Origin of the sequence: Herbaspirillum lusitanum, assembly GCF_026127345.1 — a bacterium.
Lineage (GTDB): Bacteria > Pseudomonadota > Gammaproteobacteria > Burkholderiales > Burkholderiaceae_D > Herbaspirillum > Herbaspirillum lusitanum.
The window spans coordinates 278044-298579 of record NZ_QXFG01000008.1 but is presented as its reverse complement, the minus strand read 5'-3'; the positions used below and the strand labels follow the sequence as shown (position 1 = coordinate 298579).

Annotated in this window: 19 protein-coding genes; 1 reads left to right on the top strand and 18 read right to left on the bottom strand. The window is 59.6% G+C overall.

The window, feature by feature from the left end; translation table 11 throughout:
• Positions 1–33 precede the first annotated feature (33 nt).
• From der to ndk, 9 genes are all read right to left on the bottom strand, one after another.
• Entirely contained in the window at positions 34–1374 is a 1341-nt protein-coding gene (der, locus tag DXT88_RS09850) for a ribosome biogenesis GTPase Der (RefSeq protein ID WP_265213057.1), read from the bottom strand.
• 6 nt (positions 1375–1380) lie between these two features.
• Complete coding sequence (gene bamB / locus DXT88_RS09845) at positions 1381–2553, bottom strand: outer membrane protein assembly factor BamB (protein ID WP_016834980.1); 1173 nt, start codon at positions 2551–2553, stop codon at positions 1381–1383.
• Between the two features lie 54 nt (positions 2554–2607).
• Positions 2608–3258 (bottom strand): YfgM family protein, encoded by a 651-nt coding sequence (locus tag DXT88_RS09840; protein WP_016834979.1) that lies wholly within the window; start codon positions 3256–3258, stop codon positions 2608–2610.
• A 27-nt stretch (positions 3259–3285) separates the two neighbouring features.
• Entirely contained in the window at positions 3286–4638 is a 1353-nt protein-coding gene (hisS, locus tag DXT88_RS09835) for a histidine--tRNA ligase (protein ID WP_265213054.1), read from the bottom strand.
• 74 nt (positions 4639–4712) lie between these two features.
• Positions 4713–5981, bottom strand: coding sequence for a flavodoxin-dependent (E)-4-hydroxy-3-methylbut-2-enyl-diphosphate synthase (gene ispG, locus DXT88_RS09830; protein WP_265213053.1), 1269 nt, complete (start codon positions 5979–5981; stop codon positions 4713–4715).
• A 27-nt stretch (positions 5982–6008) separates the two neighbouring features.
• The gene (locus DXT88_RS09825; protein ID WP_265213052.1) at positions 6009–6980 is read right to left on the bottom strand and encodes a helix-turn-helix domain-containing protein; all 972 of its coding nucleotides are present in this window, start codon (positions 6978–6980) and stop codon (positions 6009–6011) included.
• Positions 6981–7062: 82 nt separating this feature from the next.
• Entirely contained in the window at positions 7063–7881 is an 819-nt protein-coding gene (gene pilW / locus DXT88_RS09820) for a type IV pilus biogenesis/stability protein PilW (protein WP_265213051.1), read from the bottom strand.
• Positions 7878–9059, bottom strand: coding sequence for a 23S rRNA (adenine(2503)-C(2))-methyltransferase RlmN (gene rlmN, locus DXT88_RS09815; RefSeq protein WP_265213050.1), 1182 nt, complete (start codon positions 9057–9059; stop codon positions 7878–7880). Before rlmN ends, pilW begins: the two co-directional genes overlap by 4 nt.
• Before the next feature lie 67 nt (positions 9060–9126).
• Entirely contained in the window at positions 9127–9552 is a 426-nt protein-coding gene (gene ndk / locus DXT88_RS09810; RefSeq protein WP_016834972.1) for a nucleoside-diphosphate kinase, read from the bottom strand.
• 225 nt (positions 9553–9777) lie between these two features.
• Here ndk and DXT88_RS09805 point away from each other — a divergent pair, with 225 nt between their 5' ends.
• Positions 9778–10470 (top strand): Bax inhibitor-1/YccA family protein, encoded by a 693-nt coding sequence (locus DXT88_RS09805; protein WP_016834971.1) that lies wholly within the window; start codon positions 9778–9780, stop codon positions 10468–10470.
• Positions 10471–10542: 72 nt separating this feature from the next.
• Here DXT88_RS09805 and rlmD read toward each other — a convergent pair whose 3' ends face one another.
• The 9 genes from rlmD to zapE all read right to left on the bottom strand — a co-directional run bounded on the left by rlmD (position 10543) and on the right by zapE (position 20435).
• Complete coding sequence (rlmD, locus tag DXT88_RS09800) at positions 10543–11901, bottom strand: 23S rRNA (uracil(1939)-C(5))-methyltransferase RlmD (RefSeq protein WP_265213047.1); 1359 nt, start codon at positions 11899–11901, stop codon at positions 10543–10545.
• Between the two features lie 76 nt (positions 11902–11977).
• A complete protein-coding gene (rpoS, locus tag DXT88_RS09795; protein WP_029363608.1) occupies positions 11978–13009 on the bottom strand; it encodes an RNA polymerase sigma factor RpoS in 1032 nt (343 codons plus the stop codon).
• A gap of 3 nt (positions 13010–13012) precedes the next feature.
• Complete coding sequence (locus tag DXT88_RS09790; protein ID WP_265213044.1) at positions 13013–14020, bottom strand: peptidoglycan DD-metalloendopeptidase family protein; 1008 nt, start codon at positions 14018–14020, stop codon at positions 13013–13015.
• Between the two features lie 123 nt (positions 14021–14143).
• Entirely contained in the window at positions 14144–15058 is a 915-nt protein-coding gene (locus DXT88_RS09785; RefSeq protein WP_265213042.1) for a protein-L-isoaspartate(D-aspartate) O-methyltransferase, read from the bottom strand.
• Complete coding sequence (gene surE / locus DXT88_RS09780; RefSeq protein WP_265213040.1) at positions 15055–15792, bottom strand: 5'/3'-nucleotidase SurE; 738 nt, start codon at positions 15790–15792, stop codon at positions 15055–15057. Before surE ends, DXT88_RS09785 begins: the two co-directional genes overlap by 4 nt.
• A 199-nt stretch (positions 15793–15991) precedes the next feature.
• A complete protein-coding gene (locus DXT88_RS09775) occupies positions 15992–18013 on the bottom strand; it encodes an ATP-dependent DNA helicase (protein WP_265213038.1) in 2022 nt (673 codons plus the stop codon).
• 152 nt (positions 18014–18165) lie between these two features.
• Complete coding sequence (locus DXT88_RS09770; RefSeq protein ID WP_081768826.1) at positions 18166–18372, bottom strand: YdcH family protein; 207 nt, start codon at positions 18370–18372, stop codon at positions 18166–18168.
• Between the two features lie 168 nt (positions 18373–18540).
• Entirely contained in the window at positions 18541–19320 is a 780-nt protein-coding gene (locus DXT88_RS09765; RefSeq protein WP_265213036.1) for a hypothetical protein, read from the bottom strand.
• 17 nt (positions 19321–19337) lie between these two features.
• On the bottom strand, positions 19338–20435 hold the full coding sequence (gene zapE, locus DXT88_RS09760; RefSeq protein WP_029363605.1) for a cell division protein ZapE: 1098 nt from the start codon (positions 20433–20435) through the stop codon (positions 19338–19340).
• Positions 20436–20536 lie beyond the last annotated feature (101 nt).

The following is a 20536-nucleotide window of genomic DNA, read 5'->3' as shown; positions in this document are numbered from 1 at the left end:
AAACGATTTCCTACCGACCGCCAAGATTCGAGATTATTTATCTGGGCGTGCGAAAGGATTCTTGCTCGAGCGGAACTCGATACGGAGTGGAGTGCCAACCAACGAGAAAGTTTCACGAAAATGCTTCTCGAGATAACGTTTGTAGCTGTCATCCACGCCTTCAAGGGCGTTGCCGTGGATCACCACGATCGGAGGATTCATGCCGCCCTGGTGGGCGTAGCGCAATTTGGGTCGGATCGAGCCTTTGCGGCGCGGCTGTTGATGTTCGACCGCTTCGATCAGCGCCCGCGTGAGCTTCGGCGTGGTCAGATTGGACATCGCTGCGGCATAGGCCGAGTCGATTGATTTCATGACCGGGCCGATACCGGTCGACTTCAGCGCGGAGATGAAATGGAACTTGGCAAACGACAGGAAACTGAGCTTGCGCTCCAGATCCATCTTGATCTCGTCGCGGCGATCGCTTTGCAGTCCATCCCACTTGTTGACGCCCACCACCAGCGCACGGCCGGACTCCAGCACGAAGCCGGCAATATGCGCGTCCTGCTCCGAAATGTCCTGTTGAGCGTCGAGCAGCAACAGGACCACATTGGTTTCCGAAATCGACTGCAGCGTCTTCACCACCGAGAATTTCTCGATCGCTTCGAACACCTTGCCGCGACGACGGATACCCGCAGTATCGATCAGCGTGTATTGCTTGCCGTCGCGCTCGAATGGAATTTCAATCGAGTCGCGCGTCGTGCCCGGCATGTCGAAAGCGATGACGCGTTCTTCGCCGAGCAAGGTATTGACCAGTGTCGACTTGCCTACATTCGGACGGCCGACGATGGCGATCTTGATGCCGCGCGCGGTATCGACTTCTTCGCCGAGATCAGGGCGTTGCGCCAGCGCGATATCCAATGCTTCATCCACCAGGTCGGCGACGCCGTCGCCATGCGCAGCGGAGATCACATACGGATCGCCCAGGCCCAGCTCATAGAAGTCGGCGGTCACGGACGTGTACTTCATGCCTTCGGCCTTGTTGACCACCAGCATGACCGAACGGCCCGATTTGCGCAGGAAATCGGTAATGGTTTTGTCGTGCGGCGTGAGGCCCTGACGACCATCGACAATGAATATCACGACATCGGCCTCGACCACCGCCTGCTTGGTCTGTTTGGCCATTTCAAACATGATGCCTTCTTTGGCCACCGGCTCGAAACCGCCGGTATCAATCACCAAAAAGGGGCGCTCGCCGACCCGGCCTTCGCCGTAGTGACGATCCCGGGTCAGTCCGGGCAAGTCTGCGACCAGCGCATCACGTGAACGGGTGAGCCGATTAAACAATGTCGACTTACCGACATTGGGACGACCAACAAGTGCAATAACCGGCTTCATTAAATTTTATTCTGCCGCCAAGGCGACGACTGTTCCTGCTTGAGTTTGAAAAACGACGGCTTGCCCAGCGGCAATCGGCGTCACCTGAATCGGGCTACCGTCAGTGCTTGTGCGGGCGACGAACGCACCGTCATCGCGCGACAGGAAATGGATATAACCCTGATAATCGCCTACTGCGACCGCTTTGCCAACTGCTATCGGCGGCGACAGGCGGCGATAGGCCAGCTTGGCGTTGCGCCACAGCGCGGTGCCGGTGTCGCGGGCGAATTCCGTCACGCCGCCCTTGTCATCGGCCGAAAACACGAAACGGTCATCCAGCGTCAAGCCGGATTCGCTGGAAAAATCCTTGGCCCAGCGCACGTTGCCGTTGGCAACATCGAAGCAGCCGATACGACCTTGATAAGCCACGGCGCAGACATCGCGTACGCCCAAGCCCGGCACGCCGGATACGTCGGCAATACGTTCAAGTTCGGTGGTGCCCTTCGGATCGCCGACGGCAACTTCCCAGCGCGGACCGCCGTTGTTCAGCGCCAATGCCGACAAGCGGCCGCCCGGCAAGGCGACGTAGGCCGTTTGCGAATCGAGTACGATGCCCGGCGCAGTGCGCAGGGTCAGCGCCGGCAAAGGACGCAGTACGGTCCAGCGACGTGTGCCGTTTTCGGCGTCAAATGCGGTAACGCGGTTATCGATGCTGCGCACCAGCACCAACCCCGAACCTACCACCGGAGCGGACAGGACTTCGCTGGGCGCCTGGGCTTTCCAGAGCGACTTGCCATTGCCGTCGAAGGCTTGCACGACGCCCTTCTCGCCCACCACGGCAACCACGTTGCCGTCGCTGCCGACACCGGCCGTCAATGAAGAACCGGCGTTGACGCGCCACACAGTCTGCCCGTTGGATGCATTCAGGCGCACCACGGCGCCGTCTGCACCGGCCGCGAACACGCTGCCGCCCGCGAAGACCGGGCTGAACTGGAAGACGCCGGCTTTGCCGACGGAGGCAGTCCAGACGGTTTGCGTACGCAGTGTTTGCTTGAATTCAACCAGCGCTGCAGGCGGATTGACTTCTTTCTTGCTCGAAAACAACGAACATCCCGACAACAAGGCTACGGTAGCCAGCGCGCTCAGTTTGATCGCCAGGGCAGCGGTACGCTTGGATACAACTTGTGACTCACGACGCATATGGTTTTTCCTCTTACCGGATTTCACGATGTTGGAGTGTTGTTATGGCGATGCTCAGGCCGCAGCCTTTGCCGGCGTGCCGCCGATGGCGTCGAGCTTCAATTGGATCAGCTGACGGCCCGGATTGCGCTCATCGGTCTTGTCCAGCGCCAGTTGGTAAGCGGTGCGCGCTTCATCGCGCTTGTCCTGCGCCACCAGAATATCGCCCTTGCGATCGGCAACGGCGCCGGCAAACTGCGCAGGGAAATCACCGGCCAGCAGCTTGAGGGCGTCATCATAGGCTTTGGCATCCAGCAACAGGCCCGCCAAGCGAATCGACGCAATCGCCTTGTACTCGGCGTCGCGGCCATGGTCGATGACCCATTGCAATTGCTTCTTGGCGGTCTCGGTATCGTTCGCGCTGAAAGCTGTCTTGGCGGCGACCAGCGCACTCATCTGCGCGTAAGCGGTGCCGCTGAACTTGTCCTGCATGTCGGTCGCTGCGCGCAGCACTTTGGCGTTGTCTTTGGCTTCCGCCGCCTTCTGCTGCTCTTCATAGAGCTGGGAGGCTTGCTGCGACTGCTTGCGCTGATACAAATTCCAGCCGCTCCAGGCACCGTAGGCAGCCAGCGCGACGATCAACACCCAGGTCAGAAGATTGCCGTACTTGCTCCACCAAGCCTTGATGGAAGCAAGCTGTTCTTGTTCTTCGAGATCGTATGCCATGAAATAAGTCTAAAAGTGGTTCAGAAATTAAGGGTGGTAATGCACGTGGTCATGATCGTGACCATGATCATGGTCGCCCACGATTTGCTCCACGACATAGTCGGTGACGCCGTCGAAAGGAATCGTGACCTGATTGCTCTCGCCCTCGGTTGCTCGCAAGGTCTTGACGGTGGCCGTCGCGTTCTTGACTTCGTCTTCGCCGAGGATGACTGCAAACGCCGCGCCGCTGGCGTCGGCCTTCTTCATCTGCGACTTGAAGCTGCCGCCCGCGCTCGCCGATGCGCAATGTAGCACAACATCCAGCCCGGCACCGCGTAATCTTTCCGCCAGCACAAAGGATTGCAGTTGCGCTTCATCGCCCTGGTGGACCATGTAGACGTCGCATTGGTTCGGCGCATATTGCTCACCGCTTGCCTTCATCAGTTCCAGCAGGCGCTCCACGCCCATGGCGAAACCACAGGCCGGCGTCGGCTTGCCGCCGAACATTTCGATCAGCGGATCGTAACGTCCGCCGCCGCACACCGTACCTTGCGAACCGAGCTGATCGGTGACCCACTCGAATACCGTGCGATTGTAATAGTCCATGCCGCGCACCAGGCGCGGATTGATGGTGAACGGGATGTTGTTGTGGTTCAGGATCTTTTGCACGCCTTCGAAATGGGCGCGCGATTCTTCACCGAGATAATCGAGCAGCTTGGGCGCGCCGTTGACCATGTCTTGCATGGTCGGATTCTTGGTGTCGAGGATGCGCAGCGGATTCGAATGCAGGCGACGCTGAGCATCGGCATCGAGCAACTCCTTGTGCTGCTCGAAATAGGCGATCAGGTCGGCGCGATGCTTGCTGCGCTCTTGAGCGTCGCCGATGGAATTCAGTTCCAAGCGGATGTCTTCCAGACCGAGATCGTCCCACAGGCGCTGGCACATCATGATCAGCTCGGCGTCGATGTCCGGGCCGGTGAAACCGAGCGCTTCCGCGCCAACCTGATGGAACTGGCGATAGCGGCCGCGCTGCGGACGCTCGTGACGGAACATCGGACCCGCGTACCAGAGGCGCTTCGGGCCATCATAGGTAAGATTATGTTCGAGCGCCGCTCGCACCACGCTGGCGGTGCTTTCCGGACGCAGCGTCAGGTTGTCGCCATTCATGGAATCGGTGAAGGAATACATTTCCTTCTCGACGATGTCGGTGACTTCGCCCAGGCCGCGCGAAAACAAAGCGGTCGGCTCGACGATCGGCGTACGGATCTGCTGGAAGCCGTAGCTCTTGAGCACCGAATGCACGGTGTTCTCGAACAGTTCCCACAGCGGCGCGTCGGCCGGCAGGATGTCGTTCATTCCTTTGACGCCGACGATTTTTTCGATTTTCTTGTTTTCAGACATGCTAATGATCTTCAGGTTTGTTCAGTCACAGGCCAGCCGGTAGCGGCCTGTCCGGGCGGAGTTGCGGCCGCGGCTCAGACCGCGGTTTGCTTGCCGTAATGCGTTTGCACGTAATCCAGCACAATGGTTTGGAATTCTTCGGCGATGCGCTCGCCGCGCAAGGTCATGCGCTTTTCACCGTCAATGAATACCGGTGCGGCAGGCGATTCGCCGGTGCCCGGCAGGCTGATGCCGATGTTCGCGTGCTTGGATTCGCCCGGACCGTTGACGATGCAGCCCATGACGGCGACGTTCATGCTTTCGACGCCGGGATACACGCCCTTCCATTGCGGCATCTGCTCGCGCAGGTAAGTCTGAATCTTGTCCGCCAAATCCTGGAATACGGTTGACGTCGTGCGGCCGCAGCCCGGACAGGCTATTACCATCGGCGTGAACTTGCGCAAGCCCATGGTCTGCAGGATTTCCTGGCCGACGATGACTTCGCGGGTACGATCGCCGCCCGGCTCCGGCGTCAGCGAAATGCGGATGGTGTCGCCGATGCCTTCCTGCAGCAGCACCGACAGGGCCGCCGTCGAGGCGACGATGCCCTTGCTGCCCATGCCGGCTTCGGTCAGACCAAGATGCAGCGGATAGTCGCAACGACGCGCCAGTTCGCGATACACGGCGATCAGATCCTGTACGCCCGATACCTTGCACGACAGGATGATCCTGTCGCCGGCCAGGCCCAATTCTTCTGCGCGCTGGGCGTTCTCAATGGCCGACGTCACCAGCGCTTCGTACATCACGGCCTGCGCCGGCCATGGTTCCGCGCGTCCGGCGTTTTCGTCCATGATGCGCGCCAACAGGGCCTGATCCAGGCTGCCCCAGTTGACGCCAATGCGCACCGGCTTGTCGTAGCGGCAAGCCGCTTCGATCATCTGGGCGAATTGACTGTCGCGCTTGGCGCCCTTGCCGACGTTGCCGGGGTTGATACGGTACTTCGACAACGCCTTGGCGCAGTCGGGATAATCATTGAGCAGCGTATGGCCGTTGTAATGGAAGTCGCCCACAAGCGGCACGTCCACGCCCATGCGATCGAGTTGCTCACGGATCGCCGGCACCGCCGCAGCCGCTTCCGGCGAATTGACGGTGATGCGCACGACTTCCGAGCCGGCGCGCGCCAGATCCTTGATCTGGATCGCCGTACCGATGGCGTCGGCGGTATCCGTATTGGTCATGGATTGCACCATGACCGGCGCACCGCCGCCGACCGCCACTTCGCGTTCGCCGTACCGGATGACGGCGCGACGGCTTTGACGGCGACCCAACGGGCCGGATGCGATCGGGAAAGGCGAAGATGACATACGTGCTTTATTTCAAATTCTTCAAATTCATTTCAGGCTCAGACGAGCCACGTTGCTGCTGCTGCCGGTTTCCAGATCCAGCCTGGAACCGCGCAGGCTGGCGTCGACCCCGGCCGCATTGCCGACCACCAGCGTGACCGGTTCATTAATGTCGAACGATTCGGTAGTGCCGGCCTTGAGCAAGCGCGAAATCATGGTCGACTTGTCGCCACGACGGATTTCCACCCACGAATCCTCGCGGAAGGTGAGGCGCAGCAAATCCTTGCTGTTGCTGATGTTCAGGCTGCCGGTCACGGGCGAGCCCGGGTTCACCGGCGCTGCCGCGACTTTCGGCTGCGCAGGCTCAGCTGTTGGTGCCGGGGTCTTCGCCGCAGCCGGCTGCGGCGCGCTCGGCGCCACCGCGCTGGCTACGCGCTCGGAAACATTGGTAATCGCCGAACTGGCGGAGCTGGCAGCACTCGTCACGGCCGACTCGACCTTTTCGAGCTTGCTCTTGTCGGAACCATCCTGTACTTCAGGCGGCAAATCCTGCTGGACATCGGCTTGCACCGGCGCTGCAGCCGGTTCTTCCGAGGCCGTTCTGGCGCCCTGCTTCAACCATGCCAGTTGCGGCACGTCGTTGAATGCATCGGTGCGATGGATCACGCCGGCAGCGCCGACCAGCAATACCACCAGTACGCCGCCGACTACCAGACCCGGCGAAACCTTGCTGCGATTGCCCAACGGCAGCGGCGACTCCGAAAACGGCGTCGACAGCGTGCGCTGTGGCGTTATCTGCCCGGTTTGTACAAGACCGTCCTGCGGCAACAATGCCACCAGCGCGTTGGCATCCAGCCCCAGCAACTTGGCATAGGCGCGCACAAAACCGCGCACGATGACCGGGCCCGGCAACGCGGCATAATTGTCCCCCTCCAGCGCGATCACCTGACGCGTGGCGAATTTCAACTGACTCGCGGCGTGCTCCACAGACCATCCCTTGGCCTGACGTTGCGCTGCCAATAGCGCTCCGGGTAATGCCACTTGCCTTACCTCTTCTGTCCCCGATTCGAAACCGGAGATTGGCGCTTCATTTCCCTGCTGATCACTCATCAAATGCTCCACGTTGATAAGCCGCGTATTCTGACGAAGACGGATAGCGACGGCGCAATTGCGCCGCCAGTTCATTTTCGGCTGATTGATTGCCTAGTTTACGTTCAATCTTGATGGCTAGCCATAGTGCATCGACATTCAAGACATCATTTTTTGCCGCCAGACCGATGTGAAAGCGCGCACGCTCGAACTCACTTCGATCAAAGTAAATCCTGGTCAGATTCACATTGGTGGCCAGACTGGCCGGCTCATACTGGAATGCCCGCGCAAAATACCGTTCTGCCGCCGCGGCGTTCTGCGACTTCAGGCTGCATGCGCCGGCATTGGCAAGCGCCTTGCCCGGCGAGAGGTAGGTCGGCTGTGCGACTGCCGCCTCGAAGTACGGTATTGCTTCGGCCGCACGGCTATTGTTGCAAAGGAACCAACCGTAGTTATTGGCGAAATCCGGATTGCCGGGCGAAAGCCTCAGTGCCTGGAGAAAATCAGCCTCGGCTTGCCTGCTGCGGCCCATTTCCATAAGCGCCAGCGCGCGCATGCCGTAGGCTTCGGCAAAATCAGGAACCGCCTGCAATGCCAGATCGGCCTCTTCAAGCGTCACGGCAAACTGGCGCTGTTCGTAGTAACCGATCGCCAGTTGCAAACGAATATCGGCGCGTTTCCGGGCGTCAGCCTGAACATTCACGCGGGACGACGATACCGGCATGCTGTCGCCGGCGGCAGTTTTGTCCATTTTGGAGGAAACGCATCCGGTCAGCAGCAAAGCAGGTGCCAGCAGCAGGACAATGACACTGTTCTGCCAGCGTTTCCTCACCCGGTGATCTCCACGATGCGGCCGAAGTCCTTACCGAATTTTTGCTGGTATTCAGTCATTTTCTGCATGCGTTCCTGCACGCGGGTGCGATCCTTGACCTCGCCCGCCAGCTGACCGCAGGCGGCGTCGATATCGTCGCCGCGCGTCTTGCGAATGGTTGTAACGATGCCGGCATCCATCAGGATCTGGGCAAACGCCTTGATGCGAGGATTGTGGGAACGCTTCAATCCTGACTCGGGGAAAGGATTGAACGGAATCAGGTTGAACTTGCATGGCACCGCTGCCTTGGCGTCGCCGCCACCCTGCACCAATGCCACCAATTCGCGCGCATGTGCATCGCTGTCGTTGACGCCGTCCAGCATGCAATATTCGAACGTCACAAAATCGCGCGGCGCAAACTCGAGGTAGCGCTTGCACGCCGCCATCAACTCTTGCAGCGGATATTTCTTGTTCAGCGGAATCAGACCGTCGCGCAGCGTATCGTTGGACGCATGCAGCGACACCGCCAGCGCCACCGCACATTCCTGCGACAACTTGTCGATCATCGGCACCACGCCACTGGTTGACAGCGTTACACGGCGGCGCGACAAGCCGTACGCGTTATCGTCGAGCATCAGCTTCAAAGCGGTAACGGTAGGTTCAAAATTCAGCAAAGGCTCGCCCATGCCCATCATCACCACGTTGGTGATCTGGCGCTCGCCTTTGGGGCCGGCTTCGACACCCTTGGTCTTGCGCAACTCGAACTCGGCCATCCACAACTGGCCGATGATTTCACCGACGCTCAGGTTACGGTTGAAGCCTTGCTTGCCGGTCGAGCAGAAACGGCAATTGACCGCGCAGCCGGCCTGAGTCGAAATGCACAGGGTGCCGCGGTTTTCTTCGGGAATGAATACGGTTTCAACGGCATTGCCGTTGCCGACATCCACCAGCCATTTGCGGGTGCCGTCGGTGGAAGTATGGTCGCTGATGATGGCCGGAGCGGTCACATGGGCCCGCGTCGACAGCTTTTCACGCAGCGACTTGGCGAGATCGGTCATCTCGGCAAAATCGGCAACGCCGTATTGATGAATCCAACGCTGCAATTGTTTGGCGCGAAACGGCTTCTCACCCAACTCGCCACAATAAGCGACGAGTTGCGCGGGATCCAGATCCAGCAGATTGGTGAGAGCTGTTGTCATGACATGTACCACTTTTCGTTAACCTTGATGCATAGACCACTAAACATCAAGGACAACTTGCTACAAATTAACGCGAGTAGATATTCAGCGCCGGGAAGAAATATGAGATTTCAACCTTGGCTGTTTCTGCTGCGTCGGAACCGTGCACTGCGTTGGCGTCGATCGAATCAGCGAAATCGGCGCGGATCGTGCCTTTTTCTGCCTTCTTCGGATCGGTTGCGCCCATCAGGTCGCGATGCTTCAGGATCGCGTTTTCGCCTTCCAGGGCTTGCACGATCACAGGACCGGAGACCATGAAGTCAACCAGATCCTTGAAGAATGGACGCTCGCGGTGAACCGCGTAGAAACCTTCTGCTTCGGCACGCGACAAGTGAATCATGCGCGCAGCGATGATTTTCAGGCCGGCGTTTTCGAAACGGGTATAAATCTGACCGATCACGTTTTTCGCAACTGCGTCCGGTTTGATAATCGACAGGGTGCGTTCAATTGCCATGTGTAAAAACTCCAATAAAAAGAAAGGGTTAAAGCTGTTAATTAACAATTCAATCAACCTTTAATTCTACCATGAAACGACTATTTATCAGTCTAATTCGCTATAAAGCATGGCAAACTGACAAAATTTAACGACTTCCGCGGACGAACTTCGCTCTTGCTGCGGTGTCTCATGCAGTGAGCGTCGTGCTATGCTCTGTTCGCATTTAACGCTACCGGAGGACGAATGAACAATTACTCGCAAAACACACTTGAAAACCTGAATACCGGCGCCTTGGCCCGCAACCGCGTGCTGCGCAATACTTACTGGCTGCTCGCATTGTCGATGATCCCGACCGTGCTCGGCGCGTGGCTGGGCGTGCAATTGCATCTGAGCCTGTTTGCCGGTAGCCCGATGATCGGTTTCGTGGTGTTCATGGCCGTGGCCTTCGGCTTCTTCTACGCGATCGAAAAGACCAAGAATTCCGGCTTGGGCGTCGCCGTCCTGCTCGGCTTCACCTTCTTCATGGGCCTGATGCTGTCGCGCTTGATCGAATACACGCTGGGCTTCTCCAATGGCGCCCAATTGATCATGACTGCATTCGGCGGCACCGCGCTGATTTTCGGGGTCATGGCAACGGTCGCGACAGTATCCAAGCGCGACTTCTCGGGCATGAGCAAATGGCTGTTTGCCGGCGTACTCGTGATCATCGTCGCTTCGCTGGCCAATATCTTCCTGCAACTGCCGGCGCTGCAATTGACTATTTCGGTGGTGGCGATCGCGATTTTCTCGGCTTACATCCTGTTTGACGTGCAACAAGTCATCAACGGCGGCGAAACCAACTACATTTCGGCCACCTTGGCGATCTACCTGGACGTCTACAACGTGTTCGTCAACCTGCTCTCGATTCTGGGCATCGTCGGCGGCAACCGCGACTGACGCCGCTGCGCATTGCTTCAAAGAAAAAGCCGACCTTCTGGTCGGCTTTTTTCGTGGCGTCGCCGGAACAACTCAATCCGCCAAATCGAACACCGCCATCGATTCCACATGCGCCGTGTGCGGGAACATGTTGACCACGCCGGCCAGCGTCAGGCGGTAACCGCCCAGGTTGACCAGTTCACCGGCATCACGCGCCAGCGTAGCCGGGTTGCAGGATACATAGACGATGCGCCTGGGCTTCAGATGGGCATGCTGCGCGCCCAGACCGGCAATTGCCTTGCACACTTCCAGCGCACCTTCGCGTGGCGGGTCGATCAGCATACGATCGAATTTGCCGAGCGCAATGAAATCTTCCGTCGTCGCCTCAAACAGATTGCGGCAATAGAACGCAGTTTTGCCGGCAATCCCATTGACCTTCGCATTCTCGGCGGCGCGCTCGGTCAGGGCCGTGCTGCCTTCGATGCCGACGACTTCCGTGGCCAATGTGGCGATCGGCAAGGTGAAATTGCCCAAACCGCAAAATAAATCGGCGACACGATCCTCAGGCTGCACATCGAGCAAGCGCAAGGCCCGGGCCACCAGTACACGGTTGATCTGGTGATTGACCTGAGTGAAATCGGTGGGCTTGAACGGCATGCGAATACCGAATTCCGGCAGCGTGTAATGCAGGCTCGATTGCGTTGGATAGAAGGGATGCGCCGTGTCCGGACCTTTCGGCTGGAACCACCATTCGACCTTGTGCTCGTCGGCAAAAGCCCTGAGCTTGAGCTCGTCGTCGGCGCTTGGCGGCTCCATCACGCGCAAGACCATGACCGTGGTTTTTACTCCGTTGTCACCCTCGCCGATGGCCAGTTCAATTTGCGGCAGGCGGTCGATGATGCTCAGCGAACCGATCAGCGCGCGCAGCGGCATCAGCATTGCCGAGACATGCGGCGGCAGGATTTCGCACGTCTTCATGTCGCTGACGAACGGCGATTTCTTTTCATGGAAACCAACCAGCACGGTGCCCTTCTTGACCACGTTCTTGACCGAGATCCGCGCGCGATAGCGGTAGCCCCAGGTCGGCCCGTAAATCGGTCGCAACATGGTTTCCGCCTTGAGTTTGCTGAGATGCCAGAGATTGTCTTCGAGCACGCGCTGTTTCATGGCGACTTGCGCCGACGGCTCCAGATGCTGCATGGCACAGCCGCCGCAGAGACCGAAGTAATCGCATTGCGGCTTGACGCGCAAGGATGATTCGCGATGCAAGGCGGTCATGGTGGCCGCCTCCCATTTCGGCTTCCTGCGGTAAGACTGGAAGCTGACCTGCTCGCCGGGCAATGCGCCTTCGACGAAAATCACTTTGCCCTGGGTGCCGTCTTCGTTCGCCACATGACCGACGCCGCGCCCGTCCATATCGAGGGCTTTGATATTGATGATATTTTGCTGCATAGAAAATAGATGCGGCCACCGTCGCGGCCAAAAGACCAAAAACGCTATTGTCTGCGATACCGTCGGCGGAGGGAAGCTAAAACAGCGCGTCCTTGCCGACGCCACGGGCCAGCAGGCTGCGTTTGAGCTTGATCAGGGCTTCTTGCTGGACCTGGCGCACGCGTTCGCGGGTGATGCCCATTTCTGAAGCGAGTTGTTCCAGCGTGGAAGGATCGTCGTTGTCGAGTCCGAAGCGCCGGGTGATGACGATGCGTTGCTTGTCCGGCAAATTTTTAAGCCAGTCGCGGATCAGTATCGACACTTCGTGGTATTCGGCTTTGCTATCGGGACTCTCGTCGAGCGAGCCCGGCAACAGGTCGATCAGACTGGCCTGCGGATCGTTGTCGAGGGGAGTGTCGAGCGAAGCCGCATGTTCGGACAGCGCCAGCACGTCCTGCACGTCTTCGACCGGACGATCGACCAGATGGGCGATGTCTTCCGCAGTGGCGTCGCGGCCGTCGTGGTGCTGCGCTTCCAGATGGTATTTTGCCCGCAGAATCTGGTTCAGTTCGCGCACCATGTGCACCGGCAGCCGCACCGTCCGCGCCTGATTCATGATGGCGCGTTCGATGCTCTGGCGAATCCACCAGGTGGCGTAGGTCGAGAAACGAAAACCGCGCTCAGGCTCGAACTTGTCGATGGCGCGCATGAGGCCGAGATTGCCCTCCTCGATCAGGTCGAGCAAGGCGACGCCGCGGTTGATGTAATGTTTGGCGATCGACACGACCAGGCGCAGGTTGTGCTCGATCATCTTCTGGCGTGAAGCGAAATCACCCTGCTTGGCCAGCGTGGCGAAATACAATTCCTCCGGCGCAGTCAACAACGGCCGGGTACCGATCTGGTTGAGGTAATGTTGGGTGGTGTCGGTGGACAGCTCGGCTGCCAGCACCTTCTTGAGTTCTTCCACTCCCTCGACGACAACGACGACCTCTGCTTCGCCCTGAGCCTCAGCCTCAGCGTCGTCACCCTCGTCAATGACTTCCAGATCGTCGGCTGTTTCCAACGGCTCGACCGGATCGTCCGATCGGGACTCGTCGTCTGGCAGGTGATCGCGAGGGCTTGGGCTCATACGCTAACGTGGCGGCAGGTATTTCGACGGGTCGACAGGCTTGCCTTGCTGGCGAATTTCGAAGTGCAGCTTGACGCTGTCACTATCCGAATTCCCCATCTCGGCAATCTTCTGCCCCTTGGTTACAGCTTGCCCTTCCTTCACCAGTATCGTCTTGTTGTGCGCATAGGCCGACAAGAGATTATTGGAATGCTTGACGATCACGAGGTTGCCGTAACCACGGATGCCGGCGCCGGCATACATGACCTTGCCGGCGCCCGCCGCCATTACCGGCTGGCCGCTCTTGCCGGCGATGTCGACACCTTTCTTGCCGCCGTCGAAGGTACCGACGACCTTGCCTTCGGCCGGCCACATCCAGGATACGGCGTCATCGTCGCCTGCCGCCGCTGCGGCCGCCGGCTTCTCGGCCGGATGCGCCGCTTCGGCCTTGGTCGGAGTCTGGGCTGCAGAGGCAGCAGGCGCTGCTGCCGGAGCCGTCGATACGCTCGAAGGGGCAGCGTCCGGCTTTTCCAGCTCGGCCAGCGTGCTGTCCGAATAGGCTCGCTTGTCGCCGCGCGGGCCGGTCTTGTTGGCGCCAGCGCCCGTGCCGGTCGCTGCGGGAGCAGCACCCGCAGAAGACGACGCGCCCAACGGACGAACCTCAATGCCTGACGCCCCTGCCGCCGGCGCAACCACGGCGCCGGTTTGAACACCGTCAGGTGGCGAGACGCGCAGCACTTGATCAACTTTGATGTCGTTCGCGTTGGTCAGGTTGTTCCAGGCCACGATGTCGCGATAGCTCTGCCCCGATTCCAGTGCGATGCGATACAGCGTATCGCCCTTCTTCACCGTGTAATAACCTTTTCCTTCAGGGCGCGCCGCTGCAGTTGCCACGTTTTTGGCGGGATCCGCCGCCGGCTTGGCCGAGCTGGTTGTACGTTCCACCACAGGTGCAGCAGTGCGCGGCGTAGTAGAACACCCTGCCAGCAGACTCACGACAATCCCCAACCAGACCAGACGATTATTTTTCATGCTCATTACATTAAATTTTGTACAACGATAACGTTGACCCGCGTCCTGCGCGAGAAGTTCATCGGGATCGGCGAGGCAAAAAGCCGCTCGCCGCCGTATTCTGAATAGCTTGTTTTATTCTTGTTACACCGTGCCCGGACGCAGCGGCACGAAATGGCATTCTTCCAGGGTTTCGCTGGTCCACTCGAATTTACTGATACGTTCGATGAGCTGCAACATCTGCTGACGCCCCCCGACCGGCGCCACCAGGCGCCCGCCGATCGCCAGCTGTTCCAGCAGCGCCTGCGGCACTTCCAGTCCGGCCGCCGCCAGAATGATACCGTCGAACGGCGCCACCTGCGGCAGGCCTAGCATACCATCTCCGTAATGCAAGCGGATGTTGGCGATACGAAGCGGCCGCAAATTGGTCTTGGCCAGTTCATGCAAGGGCTTGATGCGTTCGATGGAGTACACCTCTTTGGCGACCAGCGACAGTACGGCCGCCTGATAGCCGCAGCCGGTGCCGATTTCCAGCACGCGCTCGAGCGCCTTGCCCTTGTTGTTGTCGCGCATGATCTCGATCATGCGCGCCACGATGTAGGGCTGGGAAATGGTCTGGTGATGTCCGATCGGCAACGAGGCGTCGATGTAGGCCTGGCTCGACAATCCCGGCTCCATGAACATGTGGCGCGGCACAGCCTCCATCGCCGCCAATACCTTTTGATCGCTGACGCCCTGCTTGGCCACGCGCGCCACCATGGCCTTGCGGACCGCTTCGGACACCAGCGGCGCCGAGCGATTGGCAGTGGCAATCGGCGTCGGCAATGCAGTGCGAGAGACGGGCGTGGCCGGCTTTCCGGCTGACGAGGATGGCGCCGGATGTTGTGCAGCGCGTGCGGCTTGCGCCTTCGCGGCCAGGCGACCGGAGTCCAGTGCAGCATTGCGCGTTGCCGTTTGCGGCGTCACCACGGTGCGCGCAGGTGCGCCGGAGGCGGCCTTGCCCTTCTCCACCACCACGGAGGACAAGGACAGCGGGAAGCGGCTGGATTTACCGGTCATGCGAGCGCCTTCTTCAGGTCGGCCAGCTGACTGGTGTGCGTCAAGTCAATCCGCAAGGGAGTGATCGACACGTGGCCGTTTGCGGTCGCATGGAAGTCGGTGCCTTCGCCGGCATCCTTGACGCCGCCCGGCGGGCCGATCCAGTAGATGTCCTTGCCGTGCGGATCGCGCATCTTGTAGACCGGCTCCGACATGTGGCGCTTGCCCAGTCGCGTCGCTACGCAGGACTTGAGTTCGGCATACGGCAGGTTGGGAATATTGACGTTCAGCAGGTACGGTTTGGCGATGGCGTCGAACTGGCGCTCGACCACTTCACGGGCAACGCGCGCGGCGCTGTCGAGATGCTCCCAGCCTTTGTGCAATTGCGAAAACGCGATGGCCGGGATGCCAAACAGGAAACCTTCGGTTGCCGCGGCAACCGTGCCGGAATACAAGGTATCGTCGCCCATGTTCTGGCCTTGGTTGATGCCGGAAACGATCAGGTCGGGACGGTCCGGCAGCAAACCGGTCAGCGCGACGTGCACGCAGTCGGACGGCGTGCCGTTGAGGTAGTAAAAGCCGTTGCCGGCACGCTCGACCCACAGAGGCCGATCCAGCGTCAGCGAGTTGGAACTGCCGGAGCGGTTGCTGTCGGGCGCGACCACGGTGATGTCGGCGATGGCGGACAAGACGTCGGCCAGCGCAATGATGCCCGGAGCCAGGTAACCGTCGTCGTTGCTGATGAGAATTTTCATCCCGCCATTTTACCCGAAGCGCCGGGCTCGATTCAGGGAGAAATACGACGCTTCAACGCAAAAATGGCGGCATTTCCGGCTTGTAGAAAAACGTATTTAGCGGGAGTAACGTCGGTCGGTTTCGCTGACGGTCTGACAGGCAAACGCCGCCAGGATCACGCGGTCGCGCGCCGACACGTCGACCAATTCCAGGCCATATTCAGCTTTCCTCGGCGGCAGCCAAGGCCGCACGGCGTGCAAAGAAATCTTCCACCATGCCGATTTCACGGGTGCGTTTGAACGGCGGCAGGCTTTGCCAGATGCGGCGGCCATAGCCCTTGGAGATCAGTCGCGGATCGCAGATCATCAGCACGCCGCGATCGGTCTCATCGCGGATCAGGCGACCGGCGCCCTGCTTCAGGTTGATGATCGCCGCCGGCAACTGGTGATGCACAAAACCATTGAGGCCCTTCTTCTCCAGCTCGGCAATACGTGCTGCCAACACCGGATCGTCAGGCGGGGAAAACGGCAACTTGTCGATGATCACCAGCGACAATGCATCGCCGCGCACGTCGACGCCTTCCCAGAAACTCTGGCTACCGATCAGCACGCCATTACCGGAGGCGCGAAAACGATCCAGCAATTCGGTGCGACCGGCTTCTCCCTGCACCATCAGAGGAAACGGCAGGCCGCGCTGTTCGAACTCTTCACGCAGGCGCTCCGCGGCGCGATTGACCGCACGGATCGTAGTGCACAGCAGGAACGTGCGCCCACCGGCGGCAATGATGGCAGGCAGCGCCGCATCGATCACGGCATCGGTGTACTCGTAGGAATTCGGCTGCGGCAGGTTGTTCGGCACGTAAAGCAAACCTTGCTGCTCATAGTCGAACGGGCTCGGCCACGATTTTGCCGGCTCGTCCCACAGCCCCATCTGCGAAGTGTAGTGATGGAAATCGTTTTTCACCGCCAGCGTAGCCGAGGTGAAAATCCACGTGCGCGGCACGCCTTCGCGTTGCTTGTTGAAAATCGGCGCGATCGACAGCGGCGTGCGATGCAGTTGCAGCGACGAGGTGAATGCCTCGACCCACAATACGTAGGTCTGCCCGTCTTCGCTGGCGGCCTTGTCTTGCGCGCCATTCCATTTTTCAAGCTGATGCGACAATTCAATTGCACGGGTGCGGCATTGCTCGATGGTCTCGGCGCGCTCGGCTTGTTTTTCAAGTACGGCGATCATGCCATCCATGTTGTCGCGCAGGGTCTCCAGCGCGGGGAAGAACACGCTTGACGGCGCAATCTGATTGACCGCCAGGCGCACGATATCTTCCGGGAAAGCCAGCCGCAGGTCGCGCGCCGCCTTCTCGACCGGCGCCACCACCTTGGCCCAGTCGGCGCCGTCACGTGCATGCGACAGGCCTTCGGCCAACACGTCGCGGCACAGTTCCAGCACCTGCGACGTCGACACGGTGTCGCCGAAGAACATGGTTGCGGTTTCCGGCAACTGATGCGCCTCGTCGAAAATCACGGTATTGGCAGTCGGCAGCAATTCGGCCACGCCCGTGTCCTTCAAAGCCACGTCGGCGAAGAACAAATGGTGATTGACCACGACCACGTCGGCCTGCTGCGCTTCCTTGCGCGCTTTCATGACGAAGCAATCCTGGTAGTACTGGCATTCGGCGCCGAAACAGGTGTCGCGCGTGGACGTCACGAGGTTCCAGATCAGCGCGTTTTCCGGCACCTTGGACAACTCGGCCTTGTCGCCCGAGGAAGTGGTTTTCATGAAGCGCGAAATCTCACGCAGGTAGCCGACATCGTCGCGCGACGTCATACGGCCGTTCTGCAGCGTGCGCTCGAGATGGAAATGGCAAACGTAGTTGGAACGTCCCTTCAACAGCGCCACCGAGACGGGCGCGCTCAAAGCCTTGCGCACGGTCGGGATGTCGCGCAGATAAAGCTGGTCCTGCAAGTTCTTGGTGCCGGTGGAGACGATTACCTTACCGCCCCACAGCAGCGCAGGGACCAGGTAGGCGAAGGTCTTGCCGGTGCCGGTGCCGGCTTCGGCGATCAAGGTGCTCTGACCGGCAATCGCTTCGGCAATGGCCTTGGCCATTTCGGTCTGGGCGTGGCGCGGACGATAACTGCCGACCTGCCCGCCCAGCGGACCGCCGGCGCCGAACAGTCGCTCAACCTCGGCATCATGGATACCCTGTGGAACGGATGCGGCGGTATCTTCGATGGAACTCACTGACTCATGCCTGTAAAGAGGTTAAACCTGAACTGAAAATGGGGGGATGCCATGCTGTCGCCAACGACGTTGCCGTCCCGGCAAGATCATGACAACGGGAATGGATGCTGCGAATGAAACCGATCAAAAGCGGCTGAAACGCACCATTGGATTCAGGCTGGAATATCGGGGATCAATTGCATTTTCAGCAACATGATGTGGTCCTTCAATTGCAACTTGCGCTTCTTCAAACGACGCAATTGTAATTCCTCATGACGCACTTCGCGTGAAAGCAGGTCGATCACGGCGTCCAGATCGCGGTGTTCCACTTCCAGTTCGATAATACGGCGCTGTATATCTTCGCGGTGCGTCATTGTCATGTCGGCTTCTTGGTGCAAAAACGGCTGGAGGTTGCAGCGGGTCGCAGATTGCAGATTGCGCGCCGCCGCTGCTAAAAAAGAACTGTACACAGTGTAATCCACCTGCCGCAGGTCAACAATCGTTGTCGGCTGCGCCGCTCGCTGCAAAAGCAAGCGACCGCGGCCGGACTACCTGGGCTGGTTCGGATCCGCAGCGGCCGGTCCGGAAGCCGGCGCCTGCTGTTGCTTGGCGGCACGCTCGCGATCTTTCTCCGCCTTGTTGGTCTCGACTTCCTTGCGATGCACTTCGGCCGCCTTGACCTTCTCCTGGTAGGCCTTTTCATTGGCCTGGCGTTGCGGTGCTTTGGCGGCATCTGCTGCCTGTTTCTCGCGCAGCTGCGCATCGTGCGCCTTCACGCGCGCATCTTCCTTGCCTTCGCTTTGCTGCTCGCGTTCCTTGACTTGTTGCTGCTTGGCTGCGCTCTCCTGCACCTTGCGCGCAGCGGCGGCGTCGCGCTCCTTTTGATCGGCGGCGCGGCGCGCAGAATCCTGCTCGTCCTTGACGCGCTGCTCGGCCAGCGATTTGTCACGATCATCGGCCTTGGCCTGGCGCTTGTAAGCATTGGCCTCGACTTCCACGTCACGCACCTGCTTGCCGGCAACGCGATTGCGTTCCTTGGCACCGTCCAGGCAAGCTGCCACAAAGAACTTCTTGTAGCAGTCGCGCTGTTCGGCGATGTATTGGTCTTCGATGATGAGGCGTTCCTTGTCAGCCTCCGCCAGGATCTCGTCGGCTTCGTCCGTCGAACGAATCGAACCCGACGGATAGCGCTCGTTGAATGCCGGCTTGCCGGGCGTCCCGTAAGGCGCCGGCTCGGCAGCGGCAAGCAGGGGCAGCGTCAGCCCGGCGACTGCCAGCATCAGCATTGCGGCTGGAACGCGGCAGGTCTTCTGAAGAAATGATTGCATGTAACCCTTATCCATAATCAAGCAAGCTTGTCGGCAGCGAGACGGCGTTCGGAATCCATGTACTCGCGCGATTGCATCTCAATGATACGTGAAACCGTGCGGTGGAATTCATTTGCCAGCATGCCTTCCGTATAGAGTTCTTCCGGCTCGACTTCGGCCGACATGATGAGCTTGACCTTGTGATCGTAGAACACATCGATCAACCAGGTGAAGCGACGCGCTTCCGACGACATCGCCGCGGACATGCGCGGGATGCCGGACAGGATCACGGTCTGGAAGCGACTGGCGATTTCGAGATAATCGTTCTGCGAACGCGGGCCTCCGCACAAGGTGGCGAAATCGAACCAGATGGCGCTGCCCGCGCGGCGCAAGGCGCGGATCTCCCGCGCTTCGATGTGCACGCGCGTGTCTTCGTCGGCGGTTTCGGCGACGGCGGCAAACGCCTCGCGCAACTCGCTGTCGGTGGCGGCATTGAGCGGCGTGTGGTAAATCCTGACCTGCTCCAGCGCGCGCTTGCGGTAATCGACGCCGGCATCGATGTTCATGACATCGAGTTTGCTGTTGAGCAGCTGTATGGTCGGCAGCATGCGGTCGCGATGCAGGCCGTCCGGATACAACGTGTCAGGCTTGTAGTTCGACGTCATGACGAAGGACACGCCATTGTCGAACAGGCCGCTTAACAGGTTGTACAGAATCATCGCATCGGCGATGTCGGAAACGTGGAATTCGTCGAAACAGATCAGCCGGTATTTCTTGGCGATGCGCTTGGCGACGTCGTCGAGCGGATTGGCGATGCCCTTCAGCTCGTCCAACTGGCGATGCACGTCGCGCATGAATTCGTGGAAGTGGACGCGCGTCTTGCGCACCACCGGCACCACCGAATAGAAACTGTCCATCAGGAAGGATTTGCCGCGACCCACGCCGCCCCACATGTACACGCCGCGCGGTACGTCGGGACGATTGATCAGGCGTTTGAAGCTGCTCGACCGTTGCGCTTTGAACGCCACCCATTCTTCATAGGCGCGCTGCAGGCGATCGATCGCACGCTGCTGCGCCTCGTCGGATTTGAAGCCACGCTCGCTTAGCGCGTGATCGTAGAATTCGCGGACATCCATGGTTGATCTTTATTTTAATGCGCTGCCTCCGGATGCCGGAGACGACTATTTATTACAGCCTAAATACTGCAGCCTAAAACAAAATGGGCGAGCCAGGCTCG